Raw genomic sequence first — 18,691 nt, forward strand, 5'->3', positions numbered from 1 at the left:
CGAAAAAAATCGTTGGCGCCCGGACGGCCCCCGGGGGGTTGGGGTGGCTGCTCCATAATGCCGAGAAGATCCCCGAATTCCGAAAAAGGGACAGTGTTGCCAAAGGTACTCCTCCCCCTTCAAGGGGGAGGTTGGGAGGGGGATGGGGTAAAGAGACTGCTCCCTTCTGTGCCTTTTAACCCCATCCCCTCCCCGACCCGTCCAATCGCAAACGTCGCTGGCGCGACCTTCCCCTTGAAGGGGAGGGAGCGCGCCCGTGGCTAGTATGTGCATTGCTGGGAATCGCCTAACCCGACCTACAGCCACGGATCCACGTCTCTTGCCACGGCCCACGCTTTCGTTCGCACCCCCCGGCGTTGTCGTCGGAGCCAAAACTGCTCACCTGGGCCTACACTTGCTACACTTCGGCCCATGCCCGTTCTTCGCCTTGCCCTGCGCCTTGTTCTTCTCTCGCTGCTGCTCCTGCTCTCTGCTTGCAGCAGCGAGCAGAACGATCCCTATCCGGCGGCCGAGCGCGGAAAGAACATCCTCTACTCGGCGTTCACCGACCGTCCTAAGCATCTCGACCCGGTGCAGTCGTACAGCGAGGACGAAATCACCTTCACCGCGCAGATCTACGAGCCACCACTCCAGTATCACTACCTGAAGCGGCCGTACACGCTGATTCCGGGGACCACCGAGGCCGTCCCGGTGCCGCGCTATTACGACGCGCAGGGCCGGGAACTGCCGGCCGATTCGCCGGTCGCGGACATCGCGCGCAGCGTCTACGACATCCGCATCCGGCCGGGGATCCGTTACCAGCCGCATCCGGCTTTTGCCGTCGATGAGGCCGGCCACCCGGTCTATCGCGACGTGGATGGCACCCAGGCGATCGAGACGCTCGCCGATTTTCCCCGCACCGGCACGCGCGAGCTGGTCGCCGACGACTACATCTACGAGATCAAGCGCCTGGCACATCCGCGCCTGCATTCGCCGATCTTCAGCATGATGGCCGAGCGCATCGTCGGGCTGCGTGAGCTCGGCGCTGCCCTGCAGGCGGAGGCCAAGGTGCTGCCGGCCGGTGCCTGGCTCGATCTCGATCGCTTCCCGCTCCCCGGCGTGACGCGCGTCGATCGCTACACCTATCGCATTACATTGCGCGGCAAGTACCCGCAGTTCCTGTACTGGCTGGCGATGCCGTTCTTTGCGCCGGTGCCGCGCGAGGTCGACCGCTTCTACAGCCAGCCGGGAATGGCCGCCAAGAACCTGACGCTCGACTGGTATCCGGTCGGCACCGGCCCCTTCATGCTGACGCAGAACAACCCGAACAGCCGCATGGTGCTGACCCGCAACCCGAACTTCCACGGCGAGACTTACCCCTGCGTCGGCGAGCCGGGCGACGAGGCGGCAGGATTGCTCGCCGACTGCGGCAAGCCGCTGCCGTTCATCGACCAGGCCGTTTACTCGCGCGAGAAGGAGAGCATTCCGTACTGGAACAAGTTCCTGCAGGGCTACTACGATGCTTCCGGGATTTCCTCGGACAGTTTCGACCAGGCCGTTCGTCTCGGCGTCGGCGGCGACGTGCAGTTGAGCGACGAGATGCGCGAGAAGGGGATCAGCCTGCTGACCAGCGTGCGCGCTTCGATCTTCTACATGGGTTTCAACCTGCTCGACCCGGTCGTCGGTGGCTTGGCCGAGCAGCCGACCAAGCTGCGCCAGGCGCTGTCGATTGCCGTCGATGAGGAGGAGTTCATCTCGATCTTCATGAACGGGCGCGGCATCGCCGCCATGAGTCCGCTGCCGCCGGGAATCTTCGGTTATCTAGAGGGTGAGGCGGGCATCAACCCGGTGGTCTACGACTGGGTCGACGGGCAGGCGCGGCGGAAGCCGCTCGCAGTGGCCAGGAAACTGCTGGCCGAAGCCGGCTGGCCGGACGGCCGCAACGCGGCAACCGGTGAGCCGCTGGTGCTCAACCTCGACACGACCAGCGGCGGCATGGGCGACAAGTCGCGGCTCGACTGGCTGACGCGGCAGTTCGCCAAGCTCGACATCCAGCTCGTCGTTCGCTCGACCGACTTCAATCGTTTCCAGGAGAAGCTCCGCAAGGGAGCGGTGCAGCTCTACTACCTGGGCTGGAATGCGGATTATCCCGACCCCGAGAATTTCCTTTTCCTGCTCGCCGGTCCTGAAGGCAAGGTTGCCAAAGGCGGCGAGAACGCCTCCAACTACGCCAACCCGGAGTTCGACCGCCTGTTCGAGCGCCTCAAGAACATGGAGAGCGAGGGGCCGCGCGGCGCCGAGCGGCTGGCCATCCTGCGCCAGTCGATCGCGCTGCTGCAGCACGACGCGCCGTGGATCTACGGCTTCCACCCGAAGAGCTACACCTTGGGCCACGTCTGGCTGCACAACCGCAAACCGACCGACGTGGGCAACAATATCCTGAAGTACCAGCGCCTCGACGTCGCACAGCGCCAGCGCCTGCGGCACGAATGGAATCGGCCGGTCCTGTGGCCACTGGCCGCGGCGGCGCTCTTGCTCGTCGCCGTGCTGTTGCCGGCGGCGATCGGCTATCGCCGCCGCGAGCGCGGGACGGCACGCTGATGCTCGCCTACCTCGTTCGCCGCCTGCTCTATGCACTGCCGATCCTGATCGGCGTGAACCTGATCACTTTCGCGCTCTTCTTCATCGTGAACACTCCGGATGACATGGCGCGCATGCAACTCGGCGTCAAGCGCGTCACTCCGGAAGCGATCGCCAGGTGGAAGGGCGAGCGCGGCTACGACAAGCCGCTGTTCATCAACGAGTCGGCCGCCGGCATAGGCGTCGTCACCGACACCATTTTCTTCACCAAGTCGGCGCGCATGTTCGCCGGCGACTTCGGCCGTGCCGAGGACGGTCGCGACATCGCCAGGGAAATCGTCACCCGCATGGGGCCGTCGCTGGCCATCGCGCTGCCGACCTTCGTCCTGGGCCTCCTGGTGACCGTCTCGTTTGCCCTGCTGCTGACCTTCTTCCGGGCCAGCTATCTCGATTTCTGGGGCGTCGTCCTTTGTGTCGCGCTGATGTCGATTTCCGGCCTGTTCTATATCATCGGCGGCCAGTATCTGGTCAGCAAGATCTGGCGGCTGGTGCCGATCTCGGGTTATGGCGGCGGCCTCGACGCCTGGCGCTTCCTGATCCTGCCGCTGGCGATCGGCGTCATCTCCGGTATCGGTTCGTCGACGCGCTGGTACCGGACAATCTTCATCGAGGAAATATCGCGTGACTACGTGCGCACGGCGCGCGCCAAGGGACTGTCCGAGGTAACCGTGCTCTTCCGCCACGTGCTGCGCAACGCCATGATTCCGATCCTCACCGGCGTCGTCGTCGTCATCCCGCTGCTGTTCATGGGGTCCTTGCTCACCGAATCGTTCTTCGGCATTCCGGGGCTGGGCAGCTACACCATAGACGCGATCAACGCGCAGGACTTTGCCGTCGTTCGCGCCATGGTGTTCATCGGCTCGGTGCTCTACATCGTCGGACTGATCCTCACCGACCTCTCCTATACCTTCGTCGATCCGCGGATTCGCTTCAACTGATGACTTTCCTGCCCGTCATTCTCTGGTCCGATGTGCTGATCTGGCTGCTGGTACTGGCAGCGTTTCTCCTCGCCTGGCTGTCGGTACACAATCCGCTGCTGCGCGCTGCCTGGCAGCGCGTCGGCCGCAGCCGGGCCGGGATGGCTTCGGCAACCGTGCTGATCGTCTTCGTTGCGGTCGGACTGCTCGACTCGATCCACTACCGGCCGCGCCTGGAGAACTGGGAAGGGCACCGGGAAGCGCAGGGCGCCGCTCACGCCGGCCAGGGCGAGAAGCCGGCCGCCTACGCCATCGAAGTGCTGTCGCTGCTCGACCGGCTGTTGACACCCCTGCGCACGCAGATCGAAAAGACCTACTCGGAGCCGCTAGCGACCCGCGCCTACGCCAAGGAGGCGATCGAGCTGCGCGCTGCCGACGGGCAGATCCGGCAAACGCGCGATTACCCGCGCCTGAAACACGGCGGAGCGCATCTCGGCGCCGACGAGGGCGAGCGCGACGCCGATGTTGCCTGGCGCCTGCTGCGCGCGCTGGGCGTGGGCGTGCTGGTCTGGCTGACGGTGGCGACGGCGGTCGCTGCCGGGCTGGCGCGGGTCGCGGCGTGCTCGCAGCGCGAGGCGTGGCGGCGAATCTGGCATAACGAGAGTGCGTTTGCCTGGAATGCGGTGCTGGCGACCATCGGCGGACTGCTGCTGGTCCTCCTGCCGGTGGCGACACTGGCGGTCGATTACCACGTTTTCGGGACCGACAAGGTCGGCCAGGACGTGCTCTATCAGATCGTCAAGAGCGTGCGCACGGCGCTGGTCATCGGTCTGGTGACGACGCTGGTCATGCTGCCGCTGTCGATCCTGCTCGGCGTGTTGGCGGGTTACTTCCGCGGCTGGGTCGACGACCTGATTCAGTACCTGTATACGACCTTGAGTTCGATCCCCGGCGTGTTGCTGATCGCTGCCGCCGTGCTGATGATGCAGGTGGTGATCGACACCCATCCGCAGTGGTTCGAAACCGCCGCCGAGCGCGCCGACCTGCGCCTGTTGGCGCTGTGCTTCATCCTCGGGGTGACGAGCTGGACCGGGTTGTGCCGCTTGCTGCGCGGCGAGACGCTGAAGCTGCGCGAACTCGAGTACATCCAGGCGGCGCAGGCCTTCGGCGTCGCCGACCTGCGCATCATCGTGCGCCACATCCTGCCCAATCTGATGCACATCGTGATCATCGCGCTGGTGATGGACTTTTCCAGCCTGGTGCTCGCCGAGGCGGTGCTCTCCTACGTCGGCATCGGCGTCGATCCGACGATGATCAGCTTCGGTACGATGATCAACAATGCGCGCATGGAGCTGGCGCGCGAACCGATGGTCTGGTGGTCGCTGGCGGCTGCTTTCGTTTTCATGTTTACGCTGGTACTGGCGGCGAACCTGCTCGCCGACGCGATGCGCGACGCTTTCGATCCGCGTCTGGCGGGGTCGGCATGAGCGCGGAGGAGCCGGTGAGCGAAGGAGTCCTGCTCGATGTACGCGCGCTGCGCATTGCTTTTGCTGGCGCTTTTGCCAGCACTTCTGCCAACACCCAACCGCTCTTGCTGGCGGTCGATGGCGTGGGTTTTCAGGTTGCCGCCGGCGAAACGCTGGCGCTACTCGGCGAGTCGGGTTGCGGCAAGTCGGCGAGCGCCTTGGGACTCCTGCGCCTGCTGCCGGCGGCCGGGCGGATGGTCGGCGGCGAAGTGCGTTTCGAAGGCCGCGATCTGCTCCAGTTGCCGGAAGCCGAGATGCGCACCGTTCGCGGCGGCGGCATGGCGATGATCTTTCAGGAGCCGGCGACCAGCCTGAATCCGGTGCTCACCGTCGGCCACCAGGTGGGCGAGGTGCTCGAGCGTCACCTCGGGCTGACCGGCCGAGCGGCCAACGAGCGCTCGCTCGAACTGCTGACCGCGGTCGGCATCGCCGATCCCGCACGCCGCCTCGGCGAGTATCCCTTCCAGCTTTCAGGCGGCATGAAGCAGCGGGTGATGATCGCCGTCGCACTGGCCGGCAACCCGCGTCTGCTGATTGCCGACGAACCAACGACGGCGCTCGACGTCACCATCCAGGCGCAGATTCTCGAATTGTTGCGCAGCCTGCAGGCAGAGCGCGCGATGGGCATGCTGCTCATTACCCACGACCTCGGCGTCGTCGCGCAGATGGCCACGCGCGTCGGCGTCATGTACGCCGGCGAGATCGTCGAGGAAGCGCCGCGCGACGACTTCTTCTCGTCACCGCGTCATCCCTATACGCAGAAGCTGTTTGCCGCCTTGCCCGACCTGGCGCAGCGTGGTGGCCGACTGGAGACGATTCCGGGGCAGGTGCCAGCGCTCGCCGAGATGCCGACCGGCTGTCGCTTTGCAGCGCGCTGCGCGCACGCCTGGCAACTCTGCCGCCAGCAGTCGCCCGAATGGCGCGAGGTGGCGGTCGGCCATCGCGTGCGCTGTCATCTCTACAGCGAGGCAGGTGGCGGGCATAGTCCCGGCGATGGCGGGGTGCCGACGGGCGCTGCGGAACTTAGCGCAACGATCGCAACCACCGCTAGGCAGCGCGCGCCCGAACCGACGCTGCTCGTCGTGGACGACCTGCGCGTTCACTTCCCGATCCGGCGCGGCATCCTGCAACGTACCGTCGGCTACGTGCGCGCGGTTGATGGCGTTTCACTCGCCCTGGCGCGTGGCCGGACGCTGGCGCTGGTCGGCGAATCGGGCTGCGGCAAGACGACAGTCGGCAAGGCGATCCTGCAACTCATCATGGCCAGCGGTGGCAGTGTGCGCTTGCTGGGGCAAGAACTCGGCGGCCAGTCACGCAGCGCGTTGCGGCCGCTGCGCCGGCGCATGCAGATGATCTTCCAGGATCCCTTCGCGTCGCTCAACCCGCGCCTGTCGGTCGGCGAGATCATCGGCGAGGGGATGCACGCGCTGGGAATGGTGGGGAAGGCAGAGCAGGGCAGGGCGGCGGCGATCACCGCCGTACTCCAGCAGGTGGGGCTCGATGCGGCGGCGACGGACCGCTATCCGCACGAGTTCTCGGGCGGTCAACGGCAGCGGATCGCCATTGCCCGTGCGCTGGCCGTACAACCCGATCTGGTGATCTGCGACGAGCCGACCTCGGCGCTCGACGTCTCGGTGCAGGCGCAGATTCTCAACCTGCTCGGCACCCTGCAGGACGACCTCGGCCTGGCCTACCTGTTCATCACGCACAACTTCGCCGTGGTCGACCATCTGGCGCATGAGGTGGCGGTGATGTATCTGGGCCGCATTGTCGAGCGGGGGACGGTCGATGAGGTGTTGCGCTCGCCCAGCCATCCCTACACGCGGGCGCTGTTGTCGGCGGTGCCCAGCCCGCGCCTCGCGATGCACCCACGATCGCAGCCCGAGTATATCCGCCTGCCCGGTGAAATCCCTTCGCCGGCCAACCCGCCTGCGGGCTGCCATTTCAACCCGCGTTGCCGGCAAGCCACCGCGGTCTGCCGCGAGCGCTACCCCGAAACGAGCACGCTGACGACGACGCATACGGTGAACTGCCATTTGTACGCGCCCGATCAGGTGAATTCGCAGGTCGGGGTGAGCGTAGAGTAAGCCGACATCTCAGCCACACGATGTTGGCTTACGCCCTGCGGGCTAACCCAACCTACGCCGCTCTACCTCTACAGAGTGTTCTGTACGAGCTGGATGGTCAGCGTCTGTCCCGCCTTGATGTCGTTGGCCTGGATGCGGTTCCAGCGCAGCAGGTCATCCTTCTCCACCTTGAACTGCTTGGCGATGGACACCAGCGTGTCGCCACGACGGATGGTGTATTGCGCGAGCTTGGCCGGTTTCCTGGCACTCTGTCTGGCCGGCTCGATCGGCGCTGCGTCGGCTCTCTTGCCGAGCTTCGCGTCGGCCCTGGCCAGTTTGCGGTCGGCGACGGCCGACCTGGACTCGATCTCGGCGACGTCGCTCCGCGACCTGGCCGGCGCCGCCTTGCCAGCCGCTTCGGACCCGCCGGCGAGCGCGAGCTTCGTTCCCGCCGTTACGCGGTCGGCGTGCAGTTTGTTGATCTGTTTCAGCTCGGCGACGCTCAGCCCATAACGGTTGGCCACCTGGGCCAGCGTTTCACCCTTCTGCACGGTATGCGTGTGCGGCGCGGCGAGAGACGCCGGGTCGCTTCTTGACGAAGCTGGTTTGCTGCTGTCAAGTTCCGCCAGCGTGCTGCGTTGCGCGGCGGCTACCGGCTTGCTGGATGGCTCAGGCGCTACCACCGCCAAGCGAGTTCCGGCGTTCACCTGGTTGGCGTGCAACTTGTTGAGCTGCTTCAGCTCGGCCACGGTCATCCCGTAGTGTTGCGCGACCTTGGCCAGCGTTTCGCCTTTGACGACGGTGTGCGTGCGGCTGGTGGCAACGGCCGTTGGCTCGGTCCGTGGCGCAGTGGCTTTGCTTTCCGGTTCAGCGACGGCAATGCGTGACGCGACGGGTTTGCTGACCGGCTCAGGCGCCGCCACCGCCAGCCGGGTGCCGGCGTTGACCTGGTTGGCATGCAACTTGTTGAGCTGCTTGAGCTCGGCCACGGTCATCCCGTAGTGTTGCGCGACCTTGAGTAGCGTTTCGCCCCTCGCGACGGTGTGCGTGCGAGTCGGAGCGACCGGTGTCGGCTCGACCTGCGGCAGACGGGGTGGCTCGACCGGGCGGATCTGTTCGGCCGGGCGAACTTGTTCGCCCAGGCGCGCCTGTTCAGGCAGGAGTTGTTGATCCGGCGACGCAGCGACATCGGCTGCTTCCGTTCCCTCTTGCCCAGCGACCAGCAGCGTCAGTCCCGGCGAGACCTTGATCCGGCCGTTGATGCCATTGACCGCCCTGAGGTTGGCCACGGTCATGCCGAAGCGCGGTGCGATCTGTTCGAGCTTGTCGCCGGGGCGCAAGGTATAGGCTTGCCAGGAAGAGAGCGGCTTGTCGCTTTCCTCGTGCGCTTCGAGGTTGCTGATGAAGGTGTCGACCTTGTCGGCCGGGATCACCATCGGGGTCTCGGACTTGATCACCGGACGATTGTGCGCCGGGTTCAGCGCGACGAATTCCTTGACCGGCATTCCGGCGAGCTCGGCGGCCAGCTTGACGTCAATGTTGGCGGTGTTGGTGACCGTGGCAAAATACGGTCGGTTGGGGACTCCGCGGATATTGAGTTCGGCGAGAATGTTCGGATTGCTGAAGATATTTTTCAGCGCCTGCAGTTTCGGTACGTACTGCCGCGTTTCCTCGGGCATCTTCAGGCTCAGGTAATCGGTCGGCAGACCCTGCGCCGCGTTCCTGGCCATGGCCTTGCCGACAGCCCCTTCGCCCCAGTTGTAGGAGGCGAGGGCCAGATGCCAGTCGCCGTGCAGCTCATAGATGTACTGCAGGTACTCGAGTGCCGCCGCCGTCGAAGCGACGATGTCGCGCCGCCCATCGGCCCACCAGTTCTGCTCGAGCTTGTACTGCTTGCCAGTCGCCGGAACGAACTGCCATAGGCCGGCCGCATGACTGCGCGAGTAGGCCGTCGGGTTGTAGGCGCTCTCGACCATCGGCAGCAGGGCAAGCTCCATGGGCATGCCGCGCTTGTCGATTTCCCCGACGATGTGGTGCAGGTAGCGGCTGCTGCGCTCGACCATGCGGCGCAGCGAGTCCGGGTGATTCAGATACCATTGCTGGTGATGGAGAACCAGCGCGTTGTTGATGTTGGGCATCGAGAAGCCCTGACGCATGCGCTGGTAGAGTTCCTCGGGTTCGGCGGTGAGATCGATCGTCTCGGGCAGCGCCGTCGGCGCGATCAGCTCGATCACCGGCAATGCCCCATCGGTGCCGATCTGCAAAGCCGACTCGGTCATCCCGGCCTGCGGGAAAGCGCGGTTGGGAATGGGCTGCAGGGTCGAGGTAAAGGTCTCGCTGGTCGCTTCGTCAGCGCAAGCGGCACCGCAGGCAAGAGAAAAAGCAATTGCGAACGCGATTCGTGGCGTCATCCGTAGTGTCCTGTTCTCGTGGTCGGGCGAGCGCCAGTTCATCCCGATGGAGCGCAGGATCGCCTGGTCGAATGGTTCAGACTGCAAGCCGACGATTATAGAGCAAGGAGGCGACCCTGGTGGGCAGCAATTGTGCAGGTATGGTTAAGTCATGGCCTCCCAGGCAGTTCTCCGCAGGGCCATTTACCGAACAGAGCCAGAGTCTGCCTCGATCGTGACCACGGCCCCAATCAATTTTTGGTCCGCGAATTGCCAAACAGAGCGAAATCTTCCGGCTAGAATGACGGCAGCTTGAATGATGCGAGGCACAGGGGGGAAGAATGTTTGTCGCTAGCCCGGCAGAAGCTTTGCCAGATCTCAAAGGCAAGATTGGCACCATATCGCTGCCGGCACGCATCGAGCTTCTGACGTGGCTCCTGCGCGCTTCTGAACCATGAGCGAAACCCACGCACTCGATGGCGAACTGCGCCCTCTCTGGATCCGCCGGCGCGATCTTGATGAAGCCGGCTGGACGCGACTGTACGAGATCGCGATGACCGTTCTGATGAACTACAGGCCGCGCGAACTGGCGGGACTACCCGAAGACCGTGACGTCTACGTGCTGGAGTTTTTTCAGGACAAGGTATTTCGCCTCGACTCCCTGGCCCGCTGCGATCACGTCGGCGCATTGCGGCTCTACTATCAGCGTTATTTGCGTGACCTGCTGCGCAGCAAGCAAGCGAGAGAAAGCCGCGAAGTCGCCGATCAACATGATCCGGAAAACGAGTCGCCACCGCCGCTCGGCGAGTCCTCTGCCGTCGTCGACAGTGATCGGGACCCCTTCACGGAATTGGCCGAAGCCGGCCTCCTGCCCAGTGCAGTGGCCGCTTCGGCCAGCGCCTGGCTCGTGGCCAGCGAGGAATGGGTGCCTATTGAAGAAGCACTTTCCGCTCTCTCCTCCTATCGAGCAGATCGAGCAGATCGAGCAGCGCCTGTTTGGCATTTCTGAAGGCCTCATCGAAGCCAGCGACCGCGGGGAGATGTCACCGGGCATCGCGGAGGCCGTACGCCGCTCGCCGGAATGGAGCGCGTACCAGACCGATATCCAGGATGATCGAAGCACGCCGTCCGCCGCAGACTTTCAGCCACCTCCCGTCGTTCCCTACCCGATTCGCGACTTGATCGCTCGTCGCGTGGCGGCGAACTCGCTCGCCGCTCTATCCCTTCCAGCACCAGGCCAGATCGTCTCGGTCGATAAGATCGTGATGCCACAGCAGGCGCAACTCGACACGGTCATGAGAGTCCCCTGCACATCCTGCTCGATACGCCGGCTGATGCGCCGGCCGTCTGGCACGACTGGCTCGTCTCGGCGGAAACCGACTATGCCGGCTGGTGGGATTTCGTGCTGCAGGAGCAGGATCTCCCCTTCGACCCGGAAGCGGCCATGGTCCAGGTGTGGAATCCCGTGCGGCTTTATCTCCCGATAGCAGCACGCGTCGTCGGCAGCTTGTCACCCGGCCGTCTGCAATCGCTGCTTTCGCTGGCGGCCGATTTCGCCGTAGGGGAACCACCGTCTGAGAGCGTCGTGTGGTCGGGGCGAGTGGCATCGCGCCTCACGTCCGCAGGCTTGCGGGTGACCACGGGTAGCGCATTGGGCGATCAGGACGACACCAGGCACCGCTACCAGCAACTCTACTTCGCCGCCGCCGAAGCCGTTCGTGAATCGGCTCGCCTAGCCTTGCGCGCGCTGGCGGAAATCCCTGCCGGTCGGAAAGGAACCTTGCTCAATCGCCTGATTGCTGCCGCCGGCCGGGCTGCGGAGATCCTTCTTCCCGAGCCGCGCGTGGCCGTGGCCATGAGCGGTGAAAACGCCTCGGACCTTCCCGATCTTTCCTGGCCCGGCGTGGCCCGCTTGCGGCTCCATGAATTGACCGCCACAGGCGATGGCCGGATGGAAGTGACGGCGATCGGAGCCGAGCCGCTTGCGGTCGAGGTCCGGAGAGGCGCGCAAATCGAAGAGCGAGTCGACCTGGCCCCTGGTGGCGTCGATACGGTCGCCTGGGATCAGGGCAGTACCGCACTGTTCCTGATCACGGCAAGCGGGAGACGGCTCGAACTCTCTCTCGAACCCTTGGAGTCGGCCAGCGATTGGCCATGATGCACGCGTTACCGTTCGTCGCCCTGTGGCTCGACGACCACGCCGCAGGGGACACGGTGGTGCACCTTCTCAATCGCGACACCCATCAGACGATGCCGCTTCCCGATCTTGCGGCGAACCCGCAAGCCGTCGAGGAGTTCCTGCCCGACCTGGCACGGGCGGTACCCCCGCCCGATCCTGCGGCCCGCTGGCTACTGCTGCTTGAACCCAGCCTGCCGCAGTCCTGGCAACGCCTGCGCTGGGAAGCCCTCCATCTGGCGGGGCGACCCCTTTCAGCGCAGGCTCTCGTAATACGCAAGGCCACCTGGCATTCCCAACGAGCGATCACCGGCAAGCCCGCCCGCTTTCTCGATCTATTTCCGGCCGCAGAGTTTTCCTTCCTCGATCGCTTCCAGCCGCTGATCCTTTCGGGAAGGCTCAGGACTGCCCGCGCCTCTTTTCTCAAGCGCGACATGGCCGCTACCGGCGACCTCATCATCATGGCGCATGGCCGATCGCACGGTCTGGTCGATGCCGCAGGAAATTCCTTTGCCCTGCCCGTCGCCCACCCGATGCCAACGCGCATCTGGCTGCTGGCCTGCAATGTTGACGGCGCGATGGACGACCTGGCGCAAGACCTGCTCGGGCAGGGATGCCGTACCGTCATCTCCGCCACGGGAGACCTCTCGGCGCCGGAAATGGCGCGTGTGGTCGAGGGTCTGTTTGCACCAGCGCATCTCCCTGACGAGAACCGATCGTGGCTGGCGCGAGCAGAAGCCGCTTTCAAGGGCGCCGGCAGTCCGCTTGCGCTGACGATCTGGGGTGGCTGCGACCTCGACCCGACACCGTGCGCCCCGTGGAACCGGATGACGTGGGATAACGAACACGGCAACCGGCGCCGCCCACCGCTCGACGACGAAACCACGCGCGAAGAATTTCTCGCCGCCTACCAGCACGCGACCTCCCGGCAAGCCTGGCCACTGACCCGCAAGTGGATGTTGCCGCCGCTGCTCTGGCTGGCGGAAAAGCACGACCATCCGACGATGCGGGATCTCTCCACACAGCGCGGCGATGCGAAATCGCCGGAGGCGATCCGTGGCCTGATCTCGGCTGCACGCCGCGTCGGCAACTACGCGCAGATGGCCAGGTACCTGTCACTCGGGCTCAAGATTCCCGATCTGACGGTCAGCGAGAGGGCCGATTATCTGGGTGCGCTCGCCAATCTCTTCATCGACCTGAATCTCCCCGAAAGCGCCGCGGCCATCATCGCGCGCCATGAGGACTGCCTCTGGGATGACCCGGAAGACCGCTATTGGGCGGACTTCAAGCGCCTCGACTGGAGGGCACGAATGGAAGCCCGCCGGGGCAGGCTGCATCTCGCGCTCGACCACATGACGGCGAAACGCCGGCAGGCGAGAACCGACGACGGACGCGAATTGGCGTGGCAGCTCTATCTGGCGACCTGGGGATACGTCGCCGGCCAGGTGCCCGCGGAGCAGGCCGCGGCCTTTGCGGACGAAGTCGCGCAACGACTTGCCGGATCGACCGCTCAGGACCTGGGTCAGGGCAACGAAACCGTCGCCTATTTGCTCCGGGCACTCGCCGCCCATGCCTGGGCCACGCAGGATTCGGCGCATCTGGCCGTCGCAGGAAGCTGGCTGGCCTATGCTGAAATCGGCAACGAGGACAGGGGCTGAAATCGACGCCGAGGATCGCCGAAGTGCGGCGCGTCTCGGCACCATGCCGTTGTGACGACGCCTCCCGGCATCGCCGGCAGTGCGCAAGCGTGGATCAGGCAGTTGGTTTATCCATGGCGATGAGACTCGCCGGAAAGATCCGTGAGCGCCAGGGGGCCAGCGCTTGCCAACTGTCACGTTTTCTCACTTCGGCAATCGCCGCGAGCAAAGTCTGCGGTGTTGGGTCGCTATCCACGGGCTCGCCCACCCACTCCGGCACGGCGACCAGAGCCTTGTCCCATTGCTCCAAGGTGGCGGCGATTCGGTTGAGCGCCTTGCTCGCCATGCCGACGTGGCGATAGACCAGAGGCAGCAGCACCAGCGTCTCGGCCATGTAGTTATCATCGAGCAGCGCGGCGATCGCGGCCAAGCCTTTCTCCCGCGGGGCGCCGGCGACGACGGCGGCAAGCTTGACCACGGCGCGTGGCAGGGCGTCGCGATTGATCGACGACTCATCGGTTCCCTCAAGTCGATCGAGGCAGGCAATCACGGCGGCATGATCCTTACGCTGTAGTGCAAGCGCTGCCTAGCCCATCAGGGCATAGGCATTGAGCCGGGAGTCCTCGAGCAGTCGCTGGGCGGCGGCCAGCAAGGGTTCGGGCGGGCGGCGCCGGCTCGTCCAATCAGGCGAACGCAAGACCAGCACCTCGTCGGTATCGCTGCGCCACGACTTCTGCAAATCCGGGCGCCCACCGAGTGGATGCGTCGAGCCGAGCAGCCAATAGGCCAGGGCCTCGCGGACATCTTCGTGCAGGGTTGCTCGACGCGCTTCCAACGCTTCCATGGCCGCATCGAGATCATTGATCTCCCGCGACGGCAACAACCACAGCTCCAGAGCCAGTTCGGCCGCGAGCAGGTCCAAGGACGACGGCAGCGCTGTGGACTTGACCCAGACCCGCCATGGCGCCGGCACCGCCGCAACCTCGCCGCCCTTGCCCGTAACGGCGAACGCTTGCCCCTGCAGCGCCAGCAACAAGGCGCTGAAAACTCCCTCATCCGGCGGATTGACGCCCGCATTCGACGCCACGTTGATCTGCACGCGGGGGCCGCCGGCAGACCACGAAAGAGGCACCGCTTGCCCGGCGAAGAGGGCCAGGCCACTGTCGAGGTGCAGCGGAAAGCGCCAGCGGCTCATGCCATCACCTCGCTCACCGAAAAGAACCGGACATTGGCACCGACCGGGTCGGGAAAGCGGATACGCAGATCTCGCCGCGCAGAATCGCAGCTCGCAGCCATCAAGCTGCAGGCCAGGTCGGCCAGATTGTACAACCGGCTCTCTTCCCCGCGAACCAGGCTGGCGCCCTGCTGGTGTTCTCTCTCCAGCGCCGTGGCAAGTGCCTCCCTGTCCATGTAGCCGGCAAAGGCGACTTGGCGCGCAGAGGGAATGACGGGTACCGGCCACTGATCGCCCATGCTGGTGAGGGTTTCCCAGAATTGTCTCTCCATCGCGTCCAGCAACGTGCGATTGCCGCCGGTCTTGCTGGTCGTCTGCCGAGTAGTACCTGCGGAAAGCGCGGGGACATGCTGTCCGGCACGCCGAATGGATGCGTCGTCGATTTCTTCTGAGCGGCGACCGGGGAGCATGCGAATTCGCGGCGATGCGCCGAGAAACGGTCTCACCAGCGCAAGAATCCTGCCGTAGAGCGTCCCTAGGACCGCCATCCGATCGCTGCCCGTAGCGAAATCGCCCATCACCTCCTTGCCACTACCATGAATGCCGAGAGACAGGATTCCCGGATGCCCTGCCAGCCAGCGAAACGCGGCCAGCAGGTTGGCCATCACAGGCTCCCTGTGGGTAGCCTCCAGAGGATACTCACCCTTGAGCTTCCGTTCATCGCGAAGAAAAAGCCATGCCTCGCGCACATGGTGCCGACCGAGTTCGTCGGCCTTCCCGGGAGCCTGTCGCAGCCAGTTTTCCAGCCCGACAACCGGCGAGTCCATACGGCTGCGAATTGTCCGCCCATCGAGTTTCTCGTTCAGCGCCGCGACAAGAGTGGCCGGACGCGCGAGAATCAACCCGACGCCATGGAAGCCCGAAGACTGCGGGTCCTTGAATTCCCCGGTCTCGTCGCCGATCGCGAGCCAGAGATTGACCGTCGAAGCAGGGCCGGAATTGCTTGGCTCACGATTGGGAGGCGTCATGGCGGGAGGCATTCAGGAAAGGAAGGGATTCTACGGACTATTGCCGAGTCCGGGCGGCAGCACTCACACCAGATGCTCGATCATCACGTCCTGCCGCCGCTCGGCCAGATACTCCGCCACCAGGCGCCGGTGACAATGCTCCGGCGTCGCTTCGCTACAGAGCAGACACCCGCCGTCGAGAAGCTCGGTCGAAACCGTTTCCTCGACGCGACGCTCTTTCATCAGCGCCAGAAAATCGTCCTCGTAGGCGGCCCAATCGCCCCTGCCGTCGCGATACTTTTTGAGCATATCAGCCGTCGGGGCCAGTTGGGGGAGGTGCGCGTAATCCTTGCCGATGAGGCGACGGAGAAAGAAGCGCAAGTCACCACTCCGGGTGAAGCCGGCAAGCTGCGAGGTGTTGTTCAGGCGGATATCAAGTACGCGCCTGAGGTCCGGGCGGTCGAGCAGGCCGAAGAACTGCTCGGCGGTCTTCCGGGTAAACCCGATCGTGTAAATCTTCATTCGCCACCGTCCTCGCTGTGTTGCGTGTCCGGGCAATACGCCACGCGCTGCGCTTCGTGGCGGGCAGCGGCCATCAACAATTCGGCCTCATCGTCAAACAGGCTGCCCGTTGCGGAGTCGGCGCCGGCGACACGGCGCAGCAGCGCATCGTGCGGCTCGGCGCTGCCATCGGCGAGGATGTGCCTGACCATGGCCCCCGCCTCATGCAGCGCCTGCGCCACCAGCCAGGTGCGGTGGCAGTCGGCCGGATCGCGCTCGGCGCACAGCAGGCAAATGCGGTAGTCCTCGGCGCCGCGGCGAAGGCGCGCCAGCGCCTCGGCAAAGGCAGCGGAGGCGCGGATGCGGTCAAAATCGGCGCGGCCCGTGACGTAGCAACCGGGATCGCGCGGTCGCGCGCCTAGTCCCTCGCCGAGAAACACGTAGCGAATCCCTGCCGCCGCCAGGCTCGCCTGCAATACCTTCTTGTCGAACTGCGGGAAGCGGCGGCTGACGGGATGTGAGCGCACATCGGCGATCGCCGTCACGCCCTGAAGCCGCAGCAAGCCGATGAAGGCGTCGATGTCGTGATTCGAATGTCCGATGGTCTGAATGGCTGTCATCCCGTGCTCCTCGCGTGCTCCCTGATGATCACTGCCGTCGCCAGCTTGTAAGCGAAGCCGTCGCGAAACGGGGCCGCCAGGCTGATGCACAGGTAGGCGTCGGCCAGTTCCAGCCGCTGCCCGGCCGTCAGCCACAAGGTCGCCACCGTGTCTGTCAGGGCCAGATTGTAGCGCCGCTGGCCGATACGAAAGTCGGCGCGATGCTTCATCCGGCCTTGATGGCCCGGCTTCCCGTACAGCGCCAGTTCGCTCACCGCGACCAGACGCAGCGAGCCCGGCAGATCGGCGAGCTGACGCGCCGGCACGCGGTCGTTCAAACCGCAGTGGCTCGAGTATCCGTCGAGCCACAGCCCCGACGAGGCCTGATCGGCCAGCAGCGGAAGGTCATCCCAGTTCACTCGCCCACAGCGCTCAAGCGTCGCCGCGCCCATCAGGCGGTTCTCGCGTTGATGAAGGCTCGGCGCCGGCTGTCCCCACTCCAGGCTCACCACATCCAGGACCGCGGCCTGCCGCCCGTCGCTGCACAGCGTGCGCTGCCGCGGCAGGCCGTCGGCCGCAGAACCGTTCACCGGCCGCACCCAGATCCCGACGTGTCCCGCGAGGTCCAGCGACTTGCCGGCCAGGCAATAACCACCACACTTCCGCGAATTGGCCAGCACCACCATTCTTTGCATCGCCGCCGTCCCTGATATCGTCCTGATGACCGGACAACGGGACCCACTCGGCAATTTTTTAAAAAAATAGCTTGTACTGCGGCTCAGAAACCGGGAAAGGCCCCGCTTTTTTACCCGTGCCTGGCGTGGATGACTCACCCGCTCCATGCTCTGCGACCTGCGCTGGCAAAACTCACCGGCCTTCTGGGTACTCGGCCATGCAGCGAGCGAGCCGCTCGATGGCCAGTTCCACCGCTTCATCCATTGGCGTGCCCCCCGTGGCGCGCAGATCCGCGCAGTCCTGGACGGGAGGACAGGCAAGCAACGTGACTTTGCAGCAAGCGCAGCCTACAATGACAAAGTCTGCCATTGAAGGAGGTCATCATGTCGCTAAACGTCTCTCTGCCGATCGAACTGGAAAATCGGGTGCGCCAACATGTCGCCTCCGGTCTGTACGGATCCGCGAGTGAAGTCATTCGTGAAGCGTTGCGCCTGTTTGAGGCGTACCAATCGCTTCAGGCGGCAAACCTGGCGCAGCTCCAGTCCGATCTGGCCAAAGGCTTGGCAGATGTTCAGGCCGGGCGTGTCGGGCCTGTTGATATGGCTGCGATCAAGGCGCAAGGCCGAGTCGTCTTGCAAACCGATACGTCTGCCTGATGGCGCGCGTGTTCTACACCCGGAGCGCGCAGACCGACCTGCTCGAAGCCTGGTTGTTCATGGCCGAGCAAAATCCACTGGCTGCCGACCGCGTGCTGGACACCCTGGCGCATGAGGCCAATACGCTGTCTCGGCAACCGCTGATGGGGCGCTCCCGTCCCGAGCTTGCCGAAGGTGTGCGTAGTTGGCCCAGCTCGACACCCTACCTCCTGTTCTACCTCGCTGATGGTGAGGGCATTACCGTGCTGCGCGTCCTGCATCATGCGCGGGACGTTCAGCGTGTCGCGTTTTGATGACACGGAAAAAGGGAGGGAAGGCGTCTACTGGCGAATCAACCGGGTCTTGAGCGCAAAAGGTCGGGTGACTCCAGACACAAAGCCCTATCAACGGGCAGGGGTGACGGACCTGGCGCATATTATTAGGGTGTGGATCTTTTTGGCCATGAAAGATCGTAGGCAGATCAAAGTGTGTGGGCATGATGGGCTTGGCGAAGAAGCCTCTCGGGTGGTATGTAACAGGTGACGAAGCGATTACGTACCGCCACAGGAGACCCCTTCATATGGAAGCATACACAAACGAGACGTATTTTGACGAGTTTGCCTTCGCGTGCGAGCAGTTTGCAAAGCTGCTGAGCGAGCTGAGGTCGGAGTCGGCACGAGTCCTGGAACATGAGGAGATCGAATCACTGATCGCGCGCGAGGGGAATGAGTTGTTGCGGCGCCTGATGCAGGGGTACCTGGATCAACGA

Annotated in this window: 16 protein-coding genes and 1 pseudogene; 10 read left to right on the top strand and 7 right to left on the bottom strand. The window is 64.6% G+C overall.

All coding sequences use genetic code 11. From position 1 onward, the window contains the following. Window positions 1-411 precede the first annotated feature (411 nt). Genes ACCAA_RS02485 through ACCAA_RS02500 form a run of 4 tightly spaced genes read left to right on the top strand, consistent with a single transcriptional unit; the run spans window position 412 to window position 7,149 of the window. Window positions 412-2,580 (top strand): ABC transporter substrate-binding protein, encoded by a 2,169-nt coding sequence (locus tag ACCAA_RS02485; protein ID WP_186405673.1) that lies wholly within the window; start codon window positions 412-414, stop codon window positions 2,578-2,580. Beyond that, the gene (locus tag ACCAA_RS02490; protein WP_186405674.1) at window positions 2,580-3,557 is read left to right on the top strand and encodes an ABC transporter permease; all 978 of its coding nucleotides are present in this window, start codon (window positions 2,580-2,582) and stop codon (window positions 3,555-3,557) included. Before ACCAA_RS02485 ends, ACCAA_RS02490 begins: the two co-directional genes overlap by 1 nt. Beyond that, window positions 3,557-5,023, top strand: a complete 1,467-nt coding sequence (locus ACCAA_RS02495; RefSeq protein ID WP_186405675.1) for an ABC transporter permease — start codon at window positions 3,557-3,559, stop codon at window positions 5,021-5,023. Before ACCAA_RS02490 ends, ACCAA_RS02495 begins: the two co-directional genes overlap by 1 nt. Beyond that, complete coding sequence (locus ACCAA_RS02500) at window positions 5,020-7,149, top strand: dipeptide ABC transporter ATP-binding protein (protein WP_186405676.1); 2,130 nt, start codon at window positions 5,020-5,022, stop codon at window positions 7,147-7,149. Before ACCAA_RS02495 ends, ACCAA_RS02500 begins: the two co-directional genes overlap by 4 nt. Window positions 7,150-7,217: 68 nt before the next feature. Here the strand turns inward: ACCAA_RS02500 and ACCAA_RS02505 are convergent, their stop codons facing one another. Next, complete coding sequence (locus ACCAA_RS02505; protein WP_245754402.1) at window positions 7,218-9,539, bottom strand: LysM peptidoglycan-binding domain-containing protein; 2,322 nt, start codon at window positions 9,537-9,539, stop codon at window positions 7,218-7,220. A 433-nt stretch (window positions 9,540-9,972) separates the two neighbouring features. Here ACCAA_RS02505 and ACCAA_RS02510 point away from each other — a divergent pair, with 433 nt between their 5' ends. The 3 genes from ACCAA_RS02510 (at window position 9,973) to ACCAA_RS02520 (ending at window position 13,352) form a co-directional block, all read left to right on the top strand. After that, complete coding sequence (locus ACCAA_RS02510) at window positions 9,973-10,527, top strand: hypothetical protein (protein ID WP_186405678.1); 555 nt, start codon at window positions 9,973-9,975, stop codon at window positions 10,525-10,527. 393 nt (window positions 10,528-10,920) lie between these two features. After that, complete coding sequence (locus ACCAA_RS02515) at window positions 10,921-11,676, top strand: hypothetical protein (RefSeq protein WP_186405679.1); 756 nt, start codon at window positions 10,921-10,923, stop codon at window positions 11,674-11,676. Further along, on the top strand, window positions 11,673-13,352 hold the full coding sequence (locus ACCAA_RS02520) for a hypothetical protein (protein ID WP_186405680.1): 1,680 nt from the start codon (window positions 11,673-11,675) through the stop codon (window positions 13,350-13,352). The genes ACCAA_RS02515 and ACCAA_RS02520 overlap by 4 nt, the downstream gene beginning before the upstream one ends. A 94-nt stretch (window positions 13,353-13,446) precedes the next feature. On the opposite strand, the gene ACCAA_RS02525 is transcribed toward ACCAA_RS02520, so the two are convergent. The 6 genes from ACCAA_RS02525 to ACCAA_RS02550 form a co-directional block, all read right to left on the bottom strand. Beyond that, entirely contained in the window at window positions 13,447-13,881 is a 435-nt protein-coding gene (locus ACCAA_RS02525) for a hypothetical protein (protein WP_186405681.1), read from the bottom strand. A gap of 36 nt (window positions 13,882-13,917) precedes the next feature. Then, window positions 13,918-14,526, bottom strand: a complete 609-nt coding sequence (locus ACCAA_RS02530; RefSeq protein WP_186405682.1) for a hypothetical protein — start codon at window positions 14,524-14,526, stop codon at window positions 13,918-13,920. After that, window positions 14,523-15,533 (bottom strand): hypothetical protein, encoded by a 1,011-nt coding sequence (locus ACCAA_RS02535; RefSeq protein WP_186405683.1) that lies wholly within the window; start codon window positions 15,531-15,533, stop codon window positions 14,523-14,525. The genes ACCAA_RS02530 and ACCAA_RS02535 overlap by 4 nt, the downstream gene beginning before the upstream one ends. Window positions 15,534-15,596: 63 nt before the next feature. Next, a complete protein-coding gene (locus ACCAA_RS02540) occupies window positions 15,597-16,034 on the bottom strand; it encodes a DUF488 domain-containing protein (protein WP_186405684.1) in 438 nt (145 codons plus the stop codon). Further along, complete coding sequence (locus ACCAA_RS02545) at window positions 16,031-16,633, bottom strand: DUF488 domain-containing protein (RefSeq protein ID WP_186405685.1); 603 nt, start codon at window positions 16,631-16,633, stop codon at window positions 16,031-16,033. Before ACCAA_RS02545 ends, ACCAA_RS02540 begins: the two co-directional genes overlap by 4 nt. Next, window positions 16,630-17,307 carry a dual OB domain-containing protein gene (locus tag ACCAA_RS02550; protein ID WP_186405686.1) on the bottom strand — a complete coding sequence of 226 codons (678 nt, stop codon included), beginning with the start codon at window positions 17,305-17,307 and terminating at the stop codon, window positions 16,630-16,632. Before ACCAA_RS02550 ends, ACCAA_RS02545 begins: the two co-directional genes overlap by 4 nt. Window positions 17,308-17,670: 363 nt before the next feature. On the opposite strand from ACCAA_RS02550, the gene ACCAA_RS02555 reads away from it, so the two are divergent. The 3 genes and pseudogenes from ACCAA_RS02555 to ACCAA_RS02565 form a co-directional block, all read left to right on the top strand. Then, window positions 17,671-17,943, top strand: a complete 273-nt coding sequence (locus ACCAA_RS02555) for a type II toxin-antitoxin system ParD family antitoxin (protein WP_186405687.1) — start codon at window positions 17,671-17,673, stop codon at window positions 17,941-17,943. Beyond that, a complete protein-coding gene (locus tag ACCAA_RS02560; protein ID WP_186405688.1) occupies window positions 17,943-18,236 on the top strand; it encodes a type II toxin-antitoxin system RelE/ParE family toxin in 294 nt (97 codons plus the stop codon). The genes ACCAA_RS02555 and ACCAA_RS02560 overlap by 1 nt, the downstream gene beginning before the upstream one ends. 266 nt (window positions 18,237-18,502) lie before the next feature. Beyond that, a pseudogene (locus tag ACCAA_RS02565) lies at window positions 18,503-18,691 on the top strand (ISKra4 family transposase); the annotation flags it as partial.

Source organism: Candidatus Accumulibacter aalborgensis (assembly GCF_900089955.1).
Lineage (GTDB): Bacteria > Pseudomonadota > Gammaproteobacteria > Burkholderiales > Rhodocyclaceae > Accumulibacter > Accumulibacter aalborgensis.